This window comes from Bacillus sp. NEB1478, from assembly GCF_031582965.1.
GTDB lineage: Bacteria > Bacillota > Bacilli > Bacillales > Fictibacillaceae > Fictibacillus.
Genome location: NZ_CP134049.1, coordinates 2,019,088 through 2,040,547, shown reverse-complemented (window position 1 = coordinate 2,040,547; position 21,460 = coordinate 2,019,088). Strand labels below are relative to the sequence as shown.

Annotated in this window: 15 protein-coding genes; 10 read left to right on the top strand and 5 right to left on the bottom strand. The window is 36.7% G+C overall.

What is annotated here, in order from left to right; genetic code table 11:
* Positions 1-119: 119 nt before the first annotated feature.
* Positions 120-1,529 carry a Na+/H+ antiporter NhaC family protein gene (locus tag RGB74_RS10010; protein WP_310759175.1) on the bottom strand — a complete coding sequence of 470 codons (1,410 nt, stop codon included), beginning with the start codon at positions 1,527-1,529 and terminating at the stop codon, positions 120-122.
* A gap of 440 nt (positions 1,530-1,969) precedes the next feature.
* Here RGB74_RS10010 and RGB74_RS10005 point away from each other — a divergent pair, with 440 nt between their 5' ends.
* The 3 genes from RGB74_RS10005 to RGB74_RS09995 all read left to right on the top strand — a co-directional run bounded on the left by RGB74_RS10005 (position 1,970) and on the right by RGB74_RS09995 (position 7,963).
* Entirely contained in the window at positions 1,970-3,532 is a 1,563-nt protein-coding gene (locus RGB74_RS10005) for a degradosome RNA helicase CshA (RefSeq protein ID WP_310759174.1), read from the top strand.
* A gap of 108 nt (positions 3,533-3,640) precedes the next feature.
* On the top strand, positions 3,641-4,180 hold the full coding sequence (locus RGB74_RS10000) for a GNAT family N-acetyltransferase (RefSeq protein ID WP_310759173.1): 540 nt from the start codon (positions 3,641-3,643) through the stop codon (positions 4,178-4,180).
* Between the two features lie 228 nt (positions 4,181-4,408).
* Positions 4,409-7,963, top strand: a complete 3,555-nt coding sequence (locus tag RGB74_RS09995; protein WP_310759172.1) for a dynamin family protein — start codon at positions 4,409-4,411, stop codon at positions 7,961-7,963.
* 437 nt (positions 7,964-8,400) lie between these two features.
* On the opposite strand, the gene RGB74_RS09990 is transcribed toward RGB74_RS09995, so the two are convergent.
* On the bottom strand, positions 8,401-9,852 hold the full coding sequence (locus tag RGB74_RS09990) for a UDP-N-acetylmuramoyl-L-alanyl-D-glutamate--2,6-diaminopimelate ligase (RefSeq protein ID WP_310759171.1): 1,452 nt from the start codon (positions 9,850-9,852) through the stop codon (positions 8,401-8,403).
* 122 nt (positions 9,853-9,974) lie between these two features.
* Positions 9,975-11,132 carry an aminotransferase A gene (locus tag RGB74_RS09985; RefSeq protein WP_310759170.1) on the bottom strand — a complete coding sequence of 386 codons (1,158 nt, stop codon included), beginning with the start codon at positions 11,130-11,132 and terminating at the stop codon, positions 9,975-9,977.
* Positions 11,133-11,298: 166 nt separating this feature from the next.
* Between RGB74_RS09985 and RGB74_RS09980 the strand changes: the two genes are divergently transcribed.
* Positions 11,299-12,573: a bacillibactin exporter BcbE gene (locus tag RGB74_RS09980; protein WP_310759169.1), complete on the top strand. Its 1,275-nt coding sequence runs from the start codon at positions 11,299-11,301 to the stop codon at positions 12,571-12,573.
* A gap of 278 nt (positions 12,574-12,851) precedes the next feature.
* Here the strand turns inward: RGB74_RS09980 and RGB74_RS09975 are convergent, their stop codons facing one another.
* Entirely contained in the window at positions 12,852-13,463 is a 612-nt protein-coding gene (locus tag RGB74_RS09975; protein ID WP_310759168.1) for a cyclase family protein, read from the bottom strand.
* Positions 13,463-14,968 carry a glucose-6-phosphate dehydrogenase gene (gene zwf / locus RGB74_RS09970; protein ID WP_310759167.1) on the bottom strand — a complete coding sequence of 502 codons (1,506 nt, stop codon included), beginning with the start codon at positions 14,966-14,968 and terminating at the stop codon, positions 13,463-13,465. Before zwf ends, RGB74_RS09975 begins: the two co-directional genes overlap by 1 nt.
* Before the next feature lie 93 nt (positions 14,969-15,061).
* On the opposite strand from zwf, the gene RGB74_RS09965 reads away from it, so the two are divergent.
* From RGB74_RS09965 to ablA, 6 genes are all read left to right on the top strand, one after another.
* On the top strand, positions 15,062-15,901 hold the full coding sequence (locus tag RGB74_RS09965) for a sulfurtransferase (RefSeq protein ID WP_310759166.1): 840 nt from the start codon (positions 15,062-15,064) through the stop codon (positions 15,899-15,901).
* A 42-nt stretch (positions 15,902-15,943) separates the two neighbouring features.
* Entirely contained in the window at positions 15,944-16,777 is an 834-nt protein-coding gene (locus RGB74_RS09960) for a PHP domain-containing protein (protein WP_310759165.1), read from the top strand.
* A gap of 79 nt (positions 16,778-16,856) precedes the next feature.
* Positions 16,857-17,453, top strand: coding sequence for a trimeric intracellular cation channel family protein (locus RGB74_RS09955; RefSeq protein ID WP_310759164.1), 597 nt, complete (start codon positions 16,857-16,859; stop codon positions 17,451-17,453).
* Positions 17,454-17,548: 95 nt separating this feature from the next.
* Positions 17,549-18,403 carry a putative beta-lysine N-acetyltransferase gene (gene ablB / locus RGB74_RS09950; RefSeq protein ID WP_310759163.1) on the top strand — a complete coding sequence of 285 codons (855 nt, stop codon included), beginning with the start codon at positions 17,549-17,551 and terminating at the stop codon, positions 18,401-18,403.
* A 64-nt stretch (positions 18,404-18,467) separates the two neighbouring features.
* Positions 18,468-19,862: a sigma-54 interaction domain-containing protein gene (locus RGB74_RS09945; RefSeq protein ID WP_310759162.1), complete on the top strand. Its 1,395-nt coding sequence runs from the start codon at positions 18,468-18,470 to the stop codon at positions 19,860-19,862.
* 163 nt (positions 19,863-20,025) lie between these two features.
* A complete protein-coding gene (gene ablA / locus RGB74_RS09940) occupies positions 20,026-21,450 on the top strand; it encodes a lysine 2,3-aminomutase (protein ID WP_310759161.1) in 1,425 nt (474 codons plus the stop codon).
* Positions 21,451-21,460 lie beyond the last annotated feature (10 nt).

Sequence of the window (21,460 nt, the reverse complement as noted above, 5' to 3'; positions counted from 1 at the left end):
CAAACAAAAATAGGATTCAATCAGACAAAAATGAAAAGAAATCAAACAAATACAACAACTATTAATAATTAGAGGATGGCATGATTAATGAGTCATCCTCTTTTTATACGAAAACAGCCTTAAAAAAAGAATACAGTCACACCGTACATTACAGCAGTAATTCCTGCCGCGATCAAAGCTGGCTTTAACTTATACCGCGCATATTTTATGACGGATAAATTTAAAATTCTAGCGATTGTGTTTGTATCATCACTTAAAGGAGAGGCAAATGCTCCGAACGTACCACTTGCAAATACCGCCCCGATCACAAGGGGGACTGAAACGTCAGCTACTGATGACATCGAAACACCGAGCGGCATTAATATTCCCCATGTACCCCAAGCAGAACCAATAAAGTAAGATACCGCACAACCGAAAAGAAATAAAAGCGGTACGATTAATGATGCGGGTATCCATGCAGCGTACTTCGTAACAAATTCGGAAAATCCAAGTTCTTCAGTCGCTGAAGATAATCCCCAAACAATGGTCAACAAAACGATGACGCTCATTAAATCATTCCCGCCTAAGATGAAACCGCTCAATAGTTCTCCAATCTTCATTTTTTGCAATCTTAAAAAGAGAAAAGTGAAGATTGCTGTAAACAGCAGAGAAATGAGCATAGCATCCATAACATCAGCAGAAATAAATGCTTTAATGAATCCACCTGTTTTTTTATACCCATCCCACCATGTTAATAAAAGTGTTAACATTACTACCATAATGAGCGGAATTAAGAGATTCCATGGCTTGTTCGGCAAATCTTTTCCTACTGCCGGATCACATGAGTGCCAATCGTCATCCTCATTTTCCCCCACATCATTCGGATCCGATTCTTCTGTTGATTTTGAATGGTGAAAAAAACTTAAGTAAATACCTACGATAATCATCACAAAAGAAAAAAAATTAAAAGGGATACTTTTAATAAACATCGAATAAGGATCTGCATTCAAATGTTCATTTTTTAGTGATAATCCCACAATCGATGTCATATATCCCACAAAAGCAGTTGCTATTGGGATTAATACAATTATAGGGGTAGCGGTTGTCTCAATAACAAATCCCAGTTCCTGCGTAGACATTTTGACTTTTTTTAGAAGCGCCCTCATTATTGGGGCAATCGTCACAAAGCGGAAGCTGGGAGCCGCAAAAGTTCCGATGGTTGATACATAAGTTAACAATAGAGCACCCTTTTTAGTTTGTATTCTGCTGGACGCTTCTTCAACAAATCCTTTTATTCCCCCAGAAAGCTTAATCATGGAAATCAGTCCTGAAAAAACATATAGAAAAATTAAAATTTTTATATTTTTTGAGTCGATTAACCCTTTTACAAGAAACTGAACCATTTTCTCCAAACCGCCGACGAAAGATGGCTTCAGAAGATAAGAGCCAGTTAACAATCCTGCAATCAATCCTGGCAAAACCTGTTTTGTTTTTATTGCAATGGGTATGACCACCAAAAAGGGAATGACTGAAATCCAATTGTTATCCATCTATGTCCTACCTTCTTTCAATGTCATAACATTAGCCTGTGATGGATTAATAAAAATATTCTCTGTAAACCATTTATTACGAAACACATATATTCAATAATAGATGTTTCAATTGATTGAACATGGGTTAAATTAAATGTATCTTCACGTGAAACAGTTGCATTTATTATTGTTACGTGATAAGTTAAACAACGGAATATATATGGACGGAACAAGTTTGAATTACGGATAGCCTTGTAACTTTTAACTTTTAAACCTTTACGCATATTCACATGGCTAAGCATTTCCAGTCAATTTTTAAAATAGGAAATGCTATTTTATGTGCAATTCATGATGTATTTTGAAAACAATTGGCTGACATTACGTATTTTTTTTAAAAAAATGTCAGGTCCACGAGGTTATCGTAAAACCTTTTTCGTCAAAGAAAAGGAGATAGAACATTGACAACATTTCAAGAATTGGGACTTAGTCCTGAGTTGCTTCAATCAATCAACAACATGGGATTTGAGGAAGCAACACCAATTCAGCGTGACACCATCCCTACAGCTTTCAAAGGAACTGACTTAATCGGTCAGGCACAGACAGGTACGGGAAAAACAGCTGCATTTGGTATTCCGCTAATCGAAAAAATGGATACAAAATCAAGATTAGTACAAGGGATCGTTCTTGCACCAACGCGAGAGCTTGCTGTTCAAGTTGCTGAAGAACTAAATAAAATCGGTCAGTTTAAAGGAATTAAAACATTACCGATCTACGGTGGACAATCCATCGTTCGCCAAATTAAAGCATTAAAGAATGGTCCGCATATCATTGTTGGTACACCTGGACGTGTACAAGACCATATCAACAGAAAAACATTAAAGCTTGAAAACGTTCATACTGTAGTATTGGACGAAGCTGACGAAATGTTAAACATGGGCTTTGTTGAAGATATTGAGAAGATTTTAGAAAACGTTCCTACTGAACGTCACACTATGCTTTTCTCAGCTACAATGCCTAAACAAATTCAAAACCTTGCTGCTAAGTTCATGAAGGACGTTTTACTTATTAAAGTTAAAGCTTCTGAGATGACAGTTAAAAACATTGAACAAGAATATGTTGAAGTAAAAGAACGTCAAAAATTCGATGCCCTTTGCCGCTTTATGGATATTCACTCACCAGAGCTTGCTATCGTTTTTGGACGTACTAAGCGCCGTGTTGATGAGTTATCTGAAGCACTTAGCAAACGCGGATATTCTGCAGAAGGTATCCATGGTGATCTTCCACAGGCGAAACGTGATAAAGTATTGCGCGCATTTAAAAACAACACGATTGAAGTACTTGTAGCAACGGACGTAGCAGCCCGCGGACTTGATATTTCTGGTGTATCGCACGTTTATAACTTTGATATTCCTCAAGATCCAGAAAGCTATGTTCACCGTATTGGACGTACTGGACGTGCAGGTAAAACAGGTTATGCTTTAACATTCATTACACCTCGTGAAATTGATCATTTATATACAATTGAAAAAATCACACAACGTAAAATGATTAAGCGCACAGTTCCTTCTGTATCTGAAGCAATGGAAGGACAGCAGCAGCTTGCACTTGAAAAATTAATGGAAGTTATTCAACAAGATGACTTAAGTGGATACAAGCAAACAGCTGTAGAGTTATTGGAAGAAAATGATTCAGTAACATTAGTGGCAGCTGCACTTAAACTTCTTACGAAAGAACCTGATACAACTCCGGTCAACTTAACGGATGAGCCGCCATTATCTGTGAAAAAGAGACGCCCAAACAACCGTTTCTCAGATCGCAGACGTTCTGGCGGTAAACGTGAAGGCGGAAGACCTGATAACAACCGTCGTTCTGGTTATTCTTCTAGAGGCGGCGAAAGAAGCGGCGCTCCAAGAGGAGAACGCAGCAGCTCTTCAAGCAGAGATGGCGGAAACCGCAGCAGCGGCCGTGACCAATCTTATCGCTCACAAAAAAGAGTTCGTGAAGATAATAAAAACAGATAAACTAAATAAAAAGGATGGCTCCATTGAGTCATCCTTTTTTTCGTGTATGAAGATTTTTTGAGAGAGAAATAATAAGGAAATAGCTATGTAAATGAAAGGAATTGTGATATGAAGATGGGGGAGGTACACACTTTTCTATCAAAAAACGGTGAAGAAATTAAATTAAGACCTGTAGTTGAAAATGATGCAGAAGAAATTATAGAAAGTGTAAAAATCATCATTAAAGAAGGAAAATATATCCAAAAAGAAGAGCCCCGTTCCCTGCTCGAAGAAATCACATTTATTAAACAAATAAGCACTTTAAATAATATGTACATAGCAGTTGAAAGAGCTAGCAAGGTTGTAGGGATTGCCAGAATCCTTAGGGGCGATTTGGAAATGAAAAAGCACACAGGAGTATTCAGGACTTGGATTCATCCTGATAGTCAAGGGCTGGGAATTGCTAAAGAAGTAATGAATTACACATTAAGATGGGGAAAAGAAAACTCGTTGCATAAAATATGGCTAACGGTTTTTTCTGGAAATGAAAAAGCTGCTTATGTTTATTCAAAAGTCGGGTTCGAAATTGAGGGAAGACTTAAAGATCAAGTCATGATCAATGGTGAATATGAAGATGAAATTTATATGGGGTATTTTTTCTCTCGTTAGAACTGCGGTATGACACACTGCAGTTTTTTTATTTCGCCATTTTCAATGGAAGGTGTGAACTTTCTGAAGGAATAACGGGATAACCAAAAAAATAGAGGCTCCACCACATGCCACTGTGAAGAAGTTTAATAATAATGAATATGCATTCTAGATAAACAAAGGTGAAATCGTTATCATATATATGGTAAAGTGTATAAAGAAGCTAGGATTAAAGATAGGTGACTAATAATGAAATCGACAGAAAAAGAACTATTAACTATTGAAAAACAACGCTTAATTGCTCTTAGCGATGCGTTCCATAATATGAATGAACCAAAAAAAGAAGAACAGATTAACGAGCTGTTTTTAAAAGCCGCGCAAGAAGAGTACGCAGTAGCTTTTTGCGGACATTTTTCAGCTGGGAAATCCAGTTTGATAAACGCTTTATCCAGTACGGGTATTTTGCCGGCGAGTCCTATTCCAACGAGTGCAAATATTGTCAAAATGAAAAAAGGATTACCTAGGGCTTTAGTCCGTTTAAAAAACAAACAAGTAGTAACTTTCAATCATCCATTTGATGTGGAAGAGATTAAAACGTTTTGCAAAGATGGGAACTTTGTACATTCCATCGAAATCTTTTATGAATCAGATCAAAGTGAATCTAATCTGACATTTTTTGATACTCCAGGAATTGATTCTACAGATTCCGCTCACAGAGAAGCAACAGAAAATGTCATTCATCTTGCAGATTTAATCTTTTACGTGATGGATTACAATCACATACTATCAGAAACAAATGTTGAATTTATTAAAGACTTAATAAAAAAAGGAAAAGAAGTTCGATTAATCATTAATCAAATAGATAAACATCGTGATGATGAGCTTTCTTTTACAGATTTTAAAGAAAACGTTTTTAATAGTTTTAAAAGTTATGGTATCGAAAAAGAACATATCTTTTTTACAAGTGTTAAGAACAAAACTTTTCCACATAATGACCTTTCTGCTTTAACGGCTTATCTTAAGAAGATTGAAATGAACAAAGACAGCCTATTAGTTGAAGGAACCGAACGTCAAATCAATGAAATGGTCAATCAGTACATTGAGACAGAAGAAAAAGAAAAGCCTGCATTAGAAACGATCTTAGCAAAGCTTGAATTATTGCATGCAGAAAAAGAGAAGCTTCAAATGGAACGGAAAAAGCAAAATGACATCATAACTGAAAAAGTTGATTCCATCAGAGACCATTTTGTTAAAATTGTTGATTCAGCACAGCTCATGCCATATGAAACTAGAGAAAAAGCTGGTTTGTTTATGGATTCCGCCAAAAATGATTTTAAAGTGGGTTTGTTTTTTTCAAAACATAAAACGGAACAAGAACGGAATGCTCGAAAAAAAGCGTTTCAAGAGAAGCTAAAAGAATCCATCGATGCTCATATTAACTGGCATGCGCAAAATTATTTGAACACCTTGCAAAAAGAGGTTAAATCAAAGCTTCCACAATGGGATCCAGTTGTATTAAATGAAGAAACACTTTTCTCGTTTATTCAACCTGGAGTATCTTCACAAGGACAGGGGCTTTTAAATTACTGTGATAATATCGCAGGTTCTGCAAAAAAGTTTGCTCGAAAGCAGATTGCATCTATTCTCGGCTTAGTCACATTGGAGATCGAAAAAGAAAACAGTGAGTCTGCACTGCTTTCAATTCGTCAAGAAGAAGAGTTAGACCAAGAAATAGATTCGTTAGTTACTGAAAAAGAATATGCGCTGAAATGGGAAGAACATAAAAAAGAATTGAATCATATTCTTTCAGAAAAAATAACAGATTTGTATGATACAGGTGTATACGAAATTCATTATGCTTCTCAATATAAACCAATATCGGTTGAGCAATTTAAAGAATCGTATTTTGATCAACAGGATGAAGTATTAATAGAGATTGATGAAGGATCTTCAAGTTCGTCTTCAAATGAATATAAACCTTCAGGCTCGCTGGAGATTGAAACGGGAAAGCTTAACAAAACAGCTTCGCTTTTAAAACCCATTTCGCAGTTGTCCCATTTATCAGAGGAGATGGAAAGTCTAGCGAACCGATTAGAGAATCGTTATTTTACTATGGTACTGTTTGGTGCATTTTCTGCAGGGAAATCATCATTCGCTAATGCTCTTTTAGGAGAAAATATTTTGCCGTCATCACCTAATCCAACGACAGCGGCGATCAATGAAGTACGTAAGCCTGAAAAAGGATATACACATGGTACTGTGCAGATTGAAATGAAATCAGCGGATGATGTTCGAGATGAAATCAAAAGTATACTAAAATCTGAACTTGATGACTTATCATCATTAATTGATCAATTAAAACTTGATTCTTTAGCACAGGATCATACAAAACAGTTAAAGCATCTGCAGGCATTCAAAGATGGGTATCCATGGGCTAAAAGTTACTTGGACAAAACCATTACAACTGATCTTTCAGAGGTTTCTAAATATGCTGCTGTAGAATCAACCGCATGTTTCGTTAAGAAGATTACTATTTACTATAGCTGTCCGTTAACTGAAAAGGGAATTGTTCTTGTAGATACTCCTGGTGCCAACTCCATTCATTCCAGACATACGGAAGTTGCATTTGAATATATGAAGCATGCAGATATTATTATTTATTTGACATACTTTAATCATGCATTCTCTCATGCTGACCGTGAATTTTTAATTCAGTTAGGGAGGATTAAAGATACTTTTTCTTCAGATAAAATGTTTTTTGCTATAAATGCCTCTGACCTTGCAGAAAACAAAGATGATGAAAAAGCAGTAGTTGATCATGTGAAAAATAACCTACAGACTTTTGGTATCAGACATCCAAGATTATTCCCTGTATCAAGTAAAAATGAACTAAATGGTGCAGAAGGTTCAGATCGCGGTTTTGCTAACTTTAGAAACAGTTTAAATAAATATTTAGAGAACGATTTGGAAAAAGCTATGATATTAAGTGCTGAACAATCTCAAAATCATGCTAAACAAGTCATTCGGAATATGATTGGTGAAACTAATCTTCGGATGCAAAAAGAGGATGAATATATACTAGCTGTTCAGCAAAGAGAAGATGCACTATTAAAACTATGTGACGAAAAAATCTCATTGTCAGTCAAACGATTAAATCAGGAGATGAAAGAACTTCTTTTTTACGTTAAACAACGAGTACTTATTCGTTATCATGATTTTTACAAAGAAACGATTCATCCTGCAGCGGTAAAATCAGCTAAACCTGATTTAATCCAATGTCTCCAAGAGCTGTACGAAAAAATAGCTCATGATCTTCAGCAAGAATATAGGGCAAGCTCATTACGATTAGATAAATGGATTCAACTGCAGTTGGATGAAAAAGAAAAAATCATCTTAAATGAAGCAAACGATCACCAGGTAAGTCTGCAGCATTCTTTGGAAGATAAAATGAATTTTAAAACTCCTCCAGTTCCTGCAGCGTTTACTCACATATCAATTGATGATAACAGTAATTGGTTATCGTATTTCAAAAACACAAAACAATTTTTTGAAAAAAGCGGGTCTGCTGATTTAAGAAATGAACTTGTAAAAACAGTAGAAAAGGAAATTGGAATGTGGATTGAAACGGTTGAAGATGTATTGAAAGAACATTATAATACCGTTGCGCAAAACGCAGCAGAGTATACGAAAATGTATTTTGTACAGCAGATTAATCATTACTTTACTGAGCTAAAAAAACCTGGAGATCTTGAAAAAAGAATTGATATACTTGAAAGCAGTCTAAAACAGATCGAAAATTTATAAAAACACATTATAAAAAGCTGGCTATATAGGATTAACACCTATGATAGCCAGCTTTTTATTTTTATATGGATGATTGCCTTCTTAAGGCTTTTTCTAAAAGATTGTTGCCTTCAGGTCATTTTTGGGAAAAGCCTTCATCGAAAAGTTGATTGGAGTGGAAGGTGCGAGACTCCTCGAAAATGGAAAATCACATTTTCTTCGTGCGATGTATTGTTGCCGGTGCTTTCCTTGTCATGCGGGATTAGCGGGACAGTCCGATTTTGCCTTCAGGACCATCTAACTTTTGACCTCGAGGGGCTAGACGTTGGAGCTAGACAGGTGAGACCCTAAAGGTGCAAAGCGCCTGGGAGGCTCACCTCACGCCCCGAGGAAAGCGAGCATCCTGTAACGGAAATCAACTACTTCAATAGCAACAAAGTTTATGAAAACAGCCATAATTAAAGAGCAGCATGATTTATGGATTGAAAATATTCAATCGTCGATAAGTCCGATTTGGTTGGATAACGATATGGTTCTTTATATTTTTCAGGACCTTTTCCAGTAATAATAACAACACTCTCAGCTGGTGCTTCTTTCAGTGCATAAAAGATAGCTTCTGTTCTGTCTGGAATAATTGCAGTAGAGTGATTGCGATCTGGCAGCGATAATTTCGTTTCTTCTATTAATTGATGCTGTGGAATACCATTTAAGTCATCCACTGTTAAAACGGTATGATCACTATATTCTATCGATAATTGAATCATTTCTGTCCGTTTTGATACGTCACGATTTCCTCTAAAACCAAATACATGATAAAGTGCTCTTTTCCCTGCTTTTTTGCGTGCGGCTTCTAATACTTGATGAACGCCATCAGGTGTGTGTGCGTAGTCAATGATAACAAGTGTTCCATTGTTTAACATGACCTCTTCAAATCTTCCAGGAATCCCGGGAAAATCGGTAAGGGAGGAAACGGATTTTTGTATGGATATCCCATAATCATATGCTGCTGCGATAGCTGCAGTAGTGTTTAACGCATTATATTCACCAGGCAAGGGAAGAGGCACGTTAATCTGCATGGAATCATAGACGAGATTAAATGAGTTTTTTCCAACATCTTCAATATAAAATTGATCTGTCAGCTTCTTGCCATATGTCCATATTTGAAGATCTTTTCGGGAAGATAATTCTTCAACAAGTCTTCTGCTATAATTTCCTTCGCTGCATATAATAGCTGTTCCTTTCGTTTTTAAATAACTGAACAGCTTAGCTTTGCATTGAAAATAAGACTCCATTGTTCCGTGATAGTCAAGATGATCATGCGTTAAGTTTAAAAAAATAGCTTGATCATAAGTAATGCCTTCAATTCTTTTCTGCTCAAGACCATGAGAACTTACTTCCATGACAACTGCTTCATCATTGCTCTCATGCAGCATTTTTTGCAAAGTAACAGGATCTGGAGTTGTGTGAGAGCTCTTTACGATCTCTGAATTAATATAGTGATGAACAGTACCAAATAAAGACGATGACATGCCTTGTGATTCAAGGATATGTTTAAGTATGAAAGAAGTAGTTGTTTTGCCATTTGTACCTGTGATTCCAGTCATTTTGTGCTTTTTATAAGGTTCTCCAAAATAAAAGGATGCTGCACTGCTCAACAATTTTTTCGTATCTTTTGAATAAAAGTATTGACCATTGCAATGGGTTTCAGGATATTCGCCAATAACTGCTGCGGCACCATTCTCATAAGCTTCTTGTATGTATTGATGCCCGTCAGCTTGCACACCAGAGATAGCAAAAAACAAGTAACCTGGTTTTACTTGTTTAGAGTGGGAAGTAATACCCGTAATATTAAGATTTTCGATATTTTCGTTATTGATGTGCAAATGTGTTAATAAAGCTTTTAATTTCACTGAAACGTCATCCTTTATTTGAATTATTTGTAGTGTAATTCTATTTATCTTTCTTATACATGAACATTAACCATAATATGTTTATGTAAACTATTCGAAAAAACTGCCCAATTTAGGACAGTTTAAAGGAGAGTTTTAATAAAATTTTCAATTCCATCCATTCCTGCTTCTAATTCTTTTAAAGAAGCTGCATAAGAAATTCGTACAAATCCTTCACCAAGGTAAGAGAATGCATCCCCAGGAACGACAGCTACCTCTTGTTTTTGTAAAAGTTTTAAAGCAAATGAATAAGAAGATAGTCCGAACGATTTAATGTTAATAAACAAATAAAACGCTCCATTAGGTTTTTCAAAAGAAATCCCCATTCGATTTAATCGTTTACAGCAGTAATCTAATCGCTTTTTATATTCATCACGCATCTCTACTGCATCGTCTTTACCGTGTGTTAATGCTTCAATGGCTGCGGCCTGTGAAATCGAAGAGGCACAAGTTACATTATACTGATGTACTTTTAAGACGTGCTGGGTAATCTCTTTAGGAGCAAATAAAAGTCCAATTCTCCAGCCTGTCATACTGTGAGATTTGGAAAGCCCATTGATCACAAATGTTTTTTCCCGCATTCCTTCATATGATGCAATGGAACGATGCTGCCCATTATACCGCAGTTCACTGTATATCTCATCGGACAGAACGAATATGTTCTTATCCTTCAAGTAGAGAGCAAGTACTTCTAGTTCATAATTTTCAAGTACTGCTCCTGTTGGATTGGAAGGATAAGGAAGGATGAGCGCTTTTGTTTTGTCAGAAATGGCACTTTCAATTCCTTCTACAGTAACTTTAAATGATGTATTTGTTGTATCTATATGTATAGTCTTCGCACCGCATAATGTAATTACGGGTTCATACCCAGGATAAACTGGTCCCGGCACTAATACTTCATCACCTTCGGACAAGATAGAACGCAGGGAAATATCAATTGCTTCACTGGCACCTGTTGTTACAATCACCTCATTTGATGGATCATAATGTAAGTCATATTTTTCGAATAGAAAAGCAGAAGCAGCACTTCTAAGTTCTTCAAACCCGGCATTATGAGAATAAACTGTTTTATTTTGCTGGATGGCTTGAATGGCAGCATCTTTTACATGTTGAGGAGTTGGAAAATCAGGTTGTCCTAATGTTAATGAAATAGCTTTTGGATATTGTACAACTTCGTTAAAAAATTTTCGAATTCCTGAAATTTGAATGGATTTTGCACGATCGTTTAATAAATTTTCCACTATGTATCTTCCTTTCGTACTGTCTGCGTAGGTGGCTTATTACTGAACTTTTCCACTTAGTTTAGCTTTAATTCCTTCGATGCGTCAATGGGTGGATTTTTCTTGTATGGTTTTTTTGCTTTTTCCAATACTAAAGGAGGTAATAGTACGGTTTTTGGAGGATATTATGGAAGCAAAGAAAAAGTGGGACCTTTTAGCCTTGGCATCAATTCCTCTCGTAATGACATTGGGGAACTCCATGCTGATTCCAGTATTGCCTGATATTGAAAAGGAATTAAATATTTCTTCATTTCAGGTTTCAATGATTATTACGGTATATTCCATTGTCGCCATATTGTTGATTCCGATTGCTGGATATTTGTCTGATCGTTTTGGAAGAAAAAAGATCATTATTCCAAGTTTGCTCATTGCAGGAATAGGAGGGTTAATTTCTGGATGGGCAGCATGGCAATCAAATCATGCATTTATGATTATCTTGGTAGGGCGTTTTCTTCAAGGAATTGGTTCTTCGGGTGCTGCGCCAGTTGTTTTACCTTTAGTAGGGGATATGTTTCAAGATGAAAAAGAAGTAAGTTCAGGATTAGGTCTTATTGAAACATCGAATACAATCGGTAAAGTAATCAGTCCTATTTTGGGAGCGTATTTAGCGACCATCGTTTGGTTTTTACCATTTTGGCTTATACCGGTATTTTGTGTTCTTTCTATTGTCCTCGTTTTATTTTTAGTAAAGGTTCCTAAAAAAAAGGATCAAGAAAAGCAATCATTTAAAGAATTTTTAAAAAACATTAAGGAAATTTTTCATATTGAAGGTAAATGGTTAACCGCTATTTTCTTAATTGGCGGAATCATTATGTTTGTTTTATTTGGGATATTATTTTATCTTTCAACTATTTTGGAAGAGAAATATGACATCCATGGAGTAATGAAAGGTCTTGTAATAGCCGTACCACTTCTTGCTTTATCAATTTGTTCGTATATCGCTGGTAAAAAGATTAAACAAAACAAAGTTGTCATGAAATGGTGCACATTTTTATCCATGGTTTTATTGGGAGGATCTGTGTTCTTGATTACGTTTACTGAAAATGTGTATTTTTTGCTAGGTGCACTGTTTGTAGCGGGTATCGGAATCGGTGCAGCACTGCCTAGTTTGGATGCGTTAATAACTGAAGGGATTGAGAAAGAAGCGAGAGGTACTATTACTTCTATATATAGCTCAATGCGATTTGTCGGTGTGGCTTTAGGACCTCCCATATACGCTATTTTAATGAAGTCTTCGCATGAGATGGTTTTTTATACGTCAGCTGGAGTCAGTGCAGTTGCAGCCCTTGCAGCATTTTTTGCAATCAAACCTGAAAAAGAAAAAGGCGGTGGAGGGGACAAAGAAAATAAAGAAAAACAGCAGAACCTGCAAGCTGAAAAATTAGAGCCGGCACTCGATTAAGGAGATGAAAACCGATCACGCGACAGAAGATCGGTTTTTTTATTTTATACAGGTTTCCCACCGTTCGCAATCATTGTTGCTCTTGGAGGGGGTGATTTCCGTTACAGGATGCTCGCTTTCGGCGGGCGTGCGGTGAGCCACTTAGAGCTTTGCACCTGCTCTCCAACAACATGTCTATGAAGAGTCCGCGCAAAAAGATTCAAATCCAAAGCAACAATCTTTTAGAAAACAGCCATAAAAAAAACAGCGGGAATTCCGCTGTTTTCAAAAGTCTAAATTTATTGTTCAATTAAAACAACACGTGCAGGCGATGCATCAAGTCCTCTTATTTTCAATGGTGCGGCGACCATAAGGTATTCACCTTCAGCCACATCCTTCAATTGAAGGCCCTCAATAATAATTACGTTCTTTTGAAATAATTCTTTATGTGTAGGGTGGTTTTCTTGTGCGCGCTCAACTCCAAGTGCATCAATTCCAACACCAGAAACCCCGATTTCTGTAAGAATTTTAGCAGCATCTTTGTTAACATATATGAATTCAAAGTTGAATTCTGTATCCCAAGAATTTTTTGTTTTAAATAATACGAAATCACCATGCTGTATGTCTTTTCCTTGCAGATCATCAGCCGTGATAGCATCAACAGCATGTGTTAAATCGATTACTTTTGCATTTCTTACTAGCTTTTCTAAAGGCAGTGTTTCAATTGTGTCTCCGCCAGGGATCATGTGAAGAGGGGCATCGACATGTGTACCTGTATGAACATCCATCGCAATTCTTGTTTCCGTAACGTGTCCGGATTGACCTGTATTAAATGTTGGCTGTTTTTCAGACTTATTTTTATAAACGGGCATTCCTTCAAAAATAGGCAGTGAAACATCATATATTTTCATTAATCACAGTCCTTTCGAAGATTTGTAGGCTCCCACCAAGAGTGACCGTCACTCTGCAGCATTTCATCTGCTTCTACTGGACCCATACTTCCAGATTTATAATGAGTTAACAATGCATCAGGATTGTTATGCCAGGCATTAGTAATACGGTCAATAAACTCCCAGCTTAATGCAACTTCATCCCAGCGTGTAAAGTAAGTTGAGTTTCCAAGAAGACAATCATGAATGAGTTTCTCATATGCTTCTGGTGAATTCATATCCGTTGTTGCCTGATTATTGTAGGCCATATCAATCGGAAGAAGGTCTGATGTATCTCCTTTTGGTTTTGCATTAAGTGTTAAGCTTACACCTTCATCAGGCTGAATATGAATTCTTAATAAGTTTGGCTGATATTGTTCTTTGTGTGCATGATAAAGAGCCATTGGCCCTTGTTTAAATTGAATAACGATTTCTGTTGACTTAACAGCCATTCGTTTTCCCGTTCGAATGTAAAACGGAACACCTGTCCATCTAAAATTATCGATTAAAAGTTTTGCAGCTACAAATGTTTCTGTCTTGGATTCAGGATCAACTTTATCTTCATCAAGATAGGCCGGAACAGTTTCACCTTTCATCGTACCTTTACTATATTGGGCACGAACTACATTTTTCTGAACTTCTTCTTCATTAAAGAACCTGAGAGAGCGTAATACCTTTACTTTTTCATCACGGATGTGCTCTGGTTTAAGTTCACCAGGAGGTTCCATAGCAACCATCATTACCATCTGAAGCATATGGTTTTGCACCATATCAAGCAGTGCTCCAGATTTTTCATAATAAGGTGCCCGATCTTCCACGCCGAGTGTTTCACTGGATGTGATCTGTACGGAATCGATATATTTATTGTTCCAAATAGATTCGAAAATTGCGTTTCCGAAACGGATCACTTGAATGTTTTGAACCATTTCTTTTCCAAGATAATGATCAATTCGGTAAATATCGTTTTCATTAAAACTTTGCTGAATCACTTTGTTTAATTCAGTAGCTGAAGACAAGTCATGGCCAAATGGTTTTTCGATAACAATTCTTTGCCAGCCTTCTGTGTTCGTAATACCTTCAGATTTTAAGAACGTTGGAATCGTTCCAAAAAAGCTAGGTGCCATTGCTAAATAATAAAGTCTGTTCCCATTTGTATTGTAGTCGCGGTCCAGCGTATTCAGCAATTCTTCAAGATCGTGGTAGCTTTTTTCACTCGTCACATCCATTTGCAAATAGTAAAAGTGTGAGGCGAATTTTTTTATTTTTTCTGTCTTGGCACCAGGAGCATGCTCTTGTATGGCAGCATAAACTTCTTTTTGAAACTCTTCATGAGAATATTCTTTTCTTGAAACTCCTACGACTGAAAAGTTCTCTTTCATGTGTCCCTTTTGATACAATTGATAGAGAGCGGGAAACAATTTACGATGAGCCAAATCGCCTGTTGCTCCAAAGATTACAATAGAAGCATTCGGAATACTATGTATCATTTTGCAAGTCACTTCTTTCTATCTGTTCTTATATTTTTAGTTTTCCCTGCATGAAGTAAAATTAACGTAACACTTCACAAGGAGGTTTTTATTATGTCCAATTTTGTAAGTCCTGAATGGGTTAACGATCATGTAAATGATGAACAGGTCATCATTTTTGACTGCAGGTTTTCTCTTGCAGAACCTAAAGCAGGGTTTGAGTTTTACAAAAAGGATCATATTAAAGGAGCTTATTATGCCGATCTGAATAAAGATTTATCAGGACAAGTATCTGCGCACGGCGGCCGTCATCCATTGCCTTCCGTAAACATACTATCACAATTTTTTAGTAATTGTGGAGTAGACAGTGAAAAAATTGTAGTTGCATACGATGATGAATCAGGTGCGTATGCGTCCAGACTTTGGTGGTTATTGAACTACATCGGGCATTCCAAGGTTTTTGTCATGAATTGCGGATACACACACTATAAGGAAAAAGGGTATGCTATCTCAAGTAAAATGCCTATAAATAAGTCCGGGAACTTTACTCCGAACGTCCAGAGCAAAATGGCTGTAAATAAGGATGAACTTCTAAAGAAAATAGAAAGTGATAAATACACCATAATTGATGCGAGAGAAGAAGGAAGGTACAAAGGTAAATTTGAACCTATTGATCATAAAGCAGGACATATACCAACGGCAGTTAATGTTCCTTGGAAAACAAACTATCGATTCCAGGGATTTTGGCTGAATAAGGAAGACCTTCGCGCAATCTACCAGCAGTTTTCTGATAAGAAGGAAGGGCAAATTGTTTATTGCGGTTCTGGTGTAACAGCTTGTATTAATATTCTCGCAATGAATGAAGCTGGCATTCATAACGTATCGTTATATCCTGGAAGCTGGAGTGATTGGATCAGTTATGAGGAACATAAGATTGAAACAGAAAAAGACTAATACTATAATTTCACGTACCGTACATTTTTTATAAAAATAGAGGTGAAAAAATTGAAACAAATAGATTTACATACACATACCACAGCTTCTGACGGTACCTTTTCACCTGCGGAAAATATTTTGAGAGCTATAGAAAAAGGATTAAAAGCCATAGCCATCACAGATCATGACACAGTTAACGGAATTACAGAAGGACTTGCAGAAGCAGAAAAGCATGAAGGAATAGAATGTATACCAGGAATTGAAATCAGTACATTATACAAAGGCCAGGACATACATGTATTAGGTTATTTCATTGATTACAATGATGAGGAATTCTTATCAACCTTACAAAAACTGCAGTTAGTAAGAGATCAACGAAATTATCTGATCCTTAAGAATCTGAACGAACTAGGAATACACATAAGTGAATCAGAGTTAGAAGCGAAAAGACATGGAAACGGAAACGTTGGTAGAGGGCATATTGCAGAAATTCTAATGGAAAAGGGTATTGTGAATTCAATTCCTGAAGCTTTTGATAAATATTTGGCTAAAGGAAGACCAGCATTTGCAATGATCGAACGAATATCACCTATTGAAGCGATCAAACTTATTAGGGCAGCAAACGGCATTCCTGTATTGGCGCATCCCGGAATATACGATGCTGATGAACTCATTCCCGTTTTGTGCGAAAATGGACTTGCAGGATTAGAGTATTTTCATCCTGATCATACAGAGGAACAAGTAATACACTATGAAAATCTTGCAGATAGATACTCGCTAATAAAAACAGCAGGAAGTGATTTCCACGGGTTTCGAAACGGTGAAGTATTTCATGGGGATATTGGATGTTGCAGTGTTTCATACTGTACCTTAACAAAATTAAGAAATAAATGAAATTAGTACTTGCCAGTTTTCCCATAACCTTATAGTATTCAATACGGAGTATTGTTGAATGTAGAAAGGAAGTGCGGAAATGACTTGGGATTTATTAAACATCATTGGAACAATAGCATTTGCTATCTCAGGTGCATTAGTAGCAATGGAAGAGGATTATGATCTTCTAGGCGTAATTATTTTAGGTTTAGTTACTGCGTTCGGAGGAGGCATCATCCGAAACGTTCTTATCGGTTTACCTGTTGATTCGATTTGGCAGCAAGGTTTATTGCTTAAATCGGCACTAGTGGCAATGGGAATTGTCTTTTTTATGCCAGGAAACCTTATACAGTTTTCTAAAAAGACTCTGCATTTTTTTGACGCAATTGGTCTTTCTGCTTTTGCGATCCAAGGTGCAATTGCAGCTACAAGCATGAATCATCCAATAAGCGCGGTTATTGTTGCAGCCATTTTAACCGGTATTGGCGGTGGGATCATTCGTGATATTTTGGCTGGGAGAAAGCCTGTCGTATTACGAGAAGAAATTTATGCAGTCTGGGCATTGCTGGGCGGATTGATTGTGGGTCTAAACATGGTAAACAGTCTAGTAGATTATATGATACTCTTCATCCTTCTTGTAGGTTTCAGGATGTTGTCGGTTAAATACAATTGGAAACTTCCGCACAGAGCGTTATAGGCTGTGTTTAAACCACCCTTTAGAGGTGGTTTTTTTGTTGCAGGATTTACCCGTATTTATATGGAAATTATTTTATAGAGGCAGGAGGGGATGTAATGTATACAACTTATTATGAAAATCGTAAAATACAGGAGCTGCAATTCGTAGCAGATGCTTGCTTTGACTATTATAATGAACGGCTTCGTATTGATGATTACAGAGGAAATGCTCGTGTTCTTGTGAACTGGATCAATGAAACAGCAGAAGTTCATCCATTCCATAAAGTCATTATCAAATCGAAGGCAGACGATATGTCATATTGGCTTCAGAATGGGTACATGTTTGAAGGTGAATTTTCAGGCTATTTTAATGGAGCTGCAGCAATAGCGATGTGCAAGTATTTTTCGAATGAAAGAAGAAACAGCAATTATTGGACGGACGAAGACAACATTTTAAACAACATTCAGCAATTATCAAAAACCAATCAGCAAAATCCAATGCCTGTTGAATATACTATGCGCATGGCTAATGAACACGATGCCCAAGAATTAGCCGAATTGTATGAGAGTGTTTTTGAGATTTATCCAACGCCGATGAATGATCCTGAATACATTCGTGAAATAATGAAATCTGGAACTTTATTTTGTTTAGTGCTTCACAAAGAAAAGATTGTTAGCGCTGCTTCAGCAGATGTTAATGCAACTTATAATAATGCAGAAATAACAGACTGTGCTACTTTAGTTCAACATCGCAAATATGGTCTCATGAAACACTTAATTGATCAGCTCGAAAAAGAATTATTTTTAAAGAATGTCTTTTGCGCATACTCCATCGCGAGAGCGTTATCATTTGGAATGAATGCTGTTTTTTATCAAAGAGGGTACGAGTATAGAGGTAGATTAGCAAACAATTGTAAAATATTCGATAAATATGAAGATATGAATATATGGGTTAAAGATTTATCTCATTAAACACATTGTGCCTAATTTTCGGCACCTAGTGACAAATATTCAGCATCTAGGGTGGTGAGACTTCATGATTTCTGGAACAGTAGAAACAGCAGAAACATTGAAAGCTATATTGAAAACAATTGATGAAGGAATACATGTTGTAGATGCAAATGGAATGACGATCTTTTATAACTCAGTAGCTGCCTCACTAGATGGTCTTTCACCTGATGAAGTTCATAATTATCATGTGTTGGATGCTTTTCCTTCACTAACAAAAGAAACCAGTACATTATTAAAAGTAATCCAATCCGGAATCCCTATTCATAATCAGCACCAATCTTATCGTAATCGAAAAGGGATACAAATTGATACAGTTAATTCAACACTTCCGTTATGGTTAGACGGAGAATTAATCGGGGCTGTAGAGATAGCAAAAGATATTTCAAAAATAAAACAGCTTTCAGATCAGCTCTTGGATCTACAAGCAAAAATCAAAAGTCAAGCTAAGAAAAAGAATAAACAGGAATTAGCTTTCTATACGTTTTCAGATATTTTAAGCAAAAATTCACTTATAAATGAACTTAAAAAGCAAAGCGAAAAAGCTTCGAAAACGAATTCGCCTGTTATGATCTACGGAGAGACTGGAACAGGTAAAGAAATGTTTGTTCAAGCTATTCACAATGCCTCTAATAGAGTTAACAAACCATTTATTGTGCAAAACTGTGCTGCTATACCAGGACCGCTCTTAGAAAGTATATTTTTTGGAACAACGAAGGGGAGCTTTACAGGTGCTGTTGACCGGCCTGGTGTCTTTGAATTAGCTGATGGAGGAACGCTATTTTTAGATGAAATTAATTCCATGCCAATTGAACTCCAGGCTAAAATATTAAGAGTTGTCCAAGAAGGAATTGTTCAAAGAATCGGCAGCGGTATAGCACGAAAAGTAGATGTTCGGATTATTTCTGCGCTGAATGAGAAACCCGAAAGTTGTTTATCAAGAGGGGTTTTGCGCCATGATTTATTTTACAGATTGAATGTTGTTTCTCTGGAACTTCCTCCACTTCGAAATCGGGGTGAAGATATCATGTATTTAATACAATATTTTATACAGAAATATAATAAGGAGTTTCATAAAAAAATCAGCGGTTTGTCTTATGAAGCAGAAAATGCTGTATGCAATTATGAATGGCCAGGAAACATAAGAGAGCTCAAACACGCCATTGAACATGCGATGAACTTTGTTGACGAACATGGGGCAATTGAGATGCATTTGCTTCCGAAACATGTAAAGCCAGCAGAAGTCATTCAAGGAAAAAACTTTGAACAAGCAGATATACCTCCTCTGAAACATGCATTGGTTAAATTAGAAAAACAGTTAATAGATCAAGCTTTAAAACAAACGTCAGGCAATATTCAACAAGCTGCAAGGCTCCTTCAAGTTCCAAGACAAACCCTCCAATATAAGTTAAAGCAGAAGTAACCGCCGGATTTCCGGCGGTTTTTTTTTCTTTCTCCTTCAAAATGGCCCGAAGTTATGTTCAAATGCATAAACTATATGGCTGATAATAGAATTTGGAAATTTCAGATATTTTGGCACGGAACTTGCATGTCATTTTATGTGAAGAAATTAAGGAGGTCATAGAATGCCTGTAATTAACGGACTATTTAAACCAAAGAAACATTGGAAAGAGTACGATTTATGGAAGAATGTCACAGATGAACAATGGAATGATTGGCTATGGCAGCTAACCAATACCATTAGAAATTTAAAAGACTTGAGAAAGATCATTAACATGACGCCAGAAGAGGAAGAAGGAGTAAAAATTTCAACGATGACTATACCGTTGAATATTACACCTTATTATGCTTGGCTAATGGATCAAGATGATTCTAGATGTCCGATCCGTATGCAATCCGTTCCAATCGGAAAAGAAATTTTAAAAACTAAGTACGATTTAGAAGATCCACTGCACGAAGATGAGGATTCACCTGTACCAGGCCTGACTCACCGCTATCCTGACCGTGTATTGTTCCTAGTGACAAATCAATGCTCCATGTATTGCCGCTATTGTACACGAAGAAGATTTTCAGGACAGATTGGAATGGGAGTTCCAAAGAAACAGCTGGATGCCGCTATTAATTACATCCGCAGCAATCCGCAAGTAAGAGATTGTTTGATCTCTGGCGGTGACGGATTATTAATCAATGACAATATTTTAGAATATATATTAAAGAATTTAAGGGAAATTCCTCATCTGGAAATCATCCGTATTGGAACAAGAGCACCAGTCGTATTTCCTCAGAGGATTACGGAGAATTTATGCAATATTTTAAAGAAATACCATCCAGTATGGCTGAACACCCATTTCAATACATCATTGGAAATTACAGAAGAGTCTAAACGTGCTTGTGAGATGCTAGCTAACGCAGGAGTTCCTGTTGGAAACCAATCCGTAATCTTGGCTGGAATCAACGACAGTGTTCCAATCATGAAGAAACTAATGCATGACCTTGTCAAAATAAGAGTGCGTCCATATTACATTTATCAATGTGACCTTTCTGAAGGAATTGGTCATTTCAGAGCACCTGTTTCCAAAGGACTTGAAATTATTGAAGGTCTTCGCGGCCATACTTCCGGTTACGCCGTACCAACGTTTGTAGTGGATGCTCCTGGCGGCGGCGGTAAAATAGCTGTTCAGCCAAACTATTTGATTTCACAATCTCCTGGAAAAGTAGTTTTGAGAAACTTTGAAGGTGTAATTACCTCATATCCTGAACCACAAAACTATCAAGCTGGCAGGGCAGATGCCTACTTTAACGAGATTATGGGCACAGATCATATTAAGCCTGCTATTGGAGTGTCAGCACTCATGAATGACGAAGCATTTAATTTAGTTCCAAAAGGGCTTAAACGCTTAGAAAGAAGAGAAGATTATCACACGAATCCTGAACATAGCTCATTAAAAAATAAACGAGATAAACGTGATGAACTTAAAGAGAAAAAATATAAATTTGAGCAAGAAAAAAATGAAGGAATTTCTGCATCATCCGAAGAACAGAATGCATAAGAACAGGAGG

Coding starts and splice junctions, on each gene's coding strand:
- RGB74_RS10010 (WP_310759175.1), bottom strand. CDS start 1,529: ATGGATAACAATTGGATTTCAGTCATTCCCTTTTTGGTGGTCATACCC.
- RGB74_RS10000 (WP_310759173.1), top strand. CDS start 3,641: ATGAAGATGGGGGAGGTACACACTTTTCTATCAAAAAACGGTGAAGAA.
- RGB74_RS09995 (WP_310759172.1), top strand. CDS start 4,409: ATGAAATCGACAGAAAAAGAACTATTAACTATTGAAAAACAACGCTTA.
- RGB74_RS09980 (WP_310759169.1), top strand. CDS start 11,299: ATGGAAGCAAAGAAAAAGTGGGACCTTTTAGCCTTGGCATCAATTCCT.
- RGB74_RS09975 (WP_310759168.1), bottom strand. CDS start 13,463: ATGAAAATATATGATGTTTCACTGCCTATTTTTGAAGGAATGCCCGTT.
- zwf (WP_310759167.1), bottom strand. CDS start 14,968: ATGATACATAGTATTCCGAATGCTTCTATTGTAATCTTTGGAGCAACA.
- RGB74_RS09965 (WP_310759166.1), top strand. CDS start 15,062: ATGTCCAATTTTGTAAGTCCTGAATGGGTTAACGATCATGTAAATGAT.
- RGB74_RS09955 (WP_310759164.1), top strand. CDS start 16,857: ATGACTTGGGATTTATTAAACATCATTGGAACAATAGCATTTGCTATC.
- ablB (WP_310759163.1), top strand. CDS start 17,549: ATGTATACAACTTATTATGAAAATCGTAAAATACAGGAGCTGCAATTC.
- RGB74_RS09945 (WP_310759162.1), top strand. CDS start 18,468: ATGATTTCTGGAACAGTAGAAACAGCAGAAACATTGAAAGCTATATTG.
- ablA (WP_310759161.1), top strand. CDS start 20,026: ATGCCTGTAATTAACGGACTATTTAAACCAAAGAAACATTGGAAAGAG.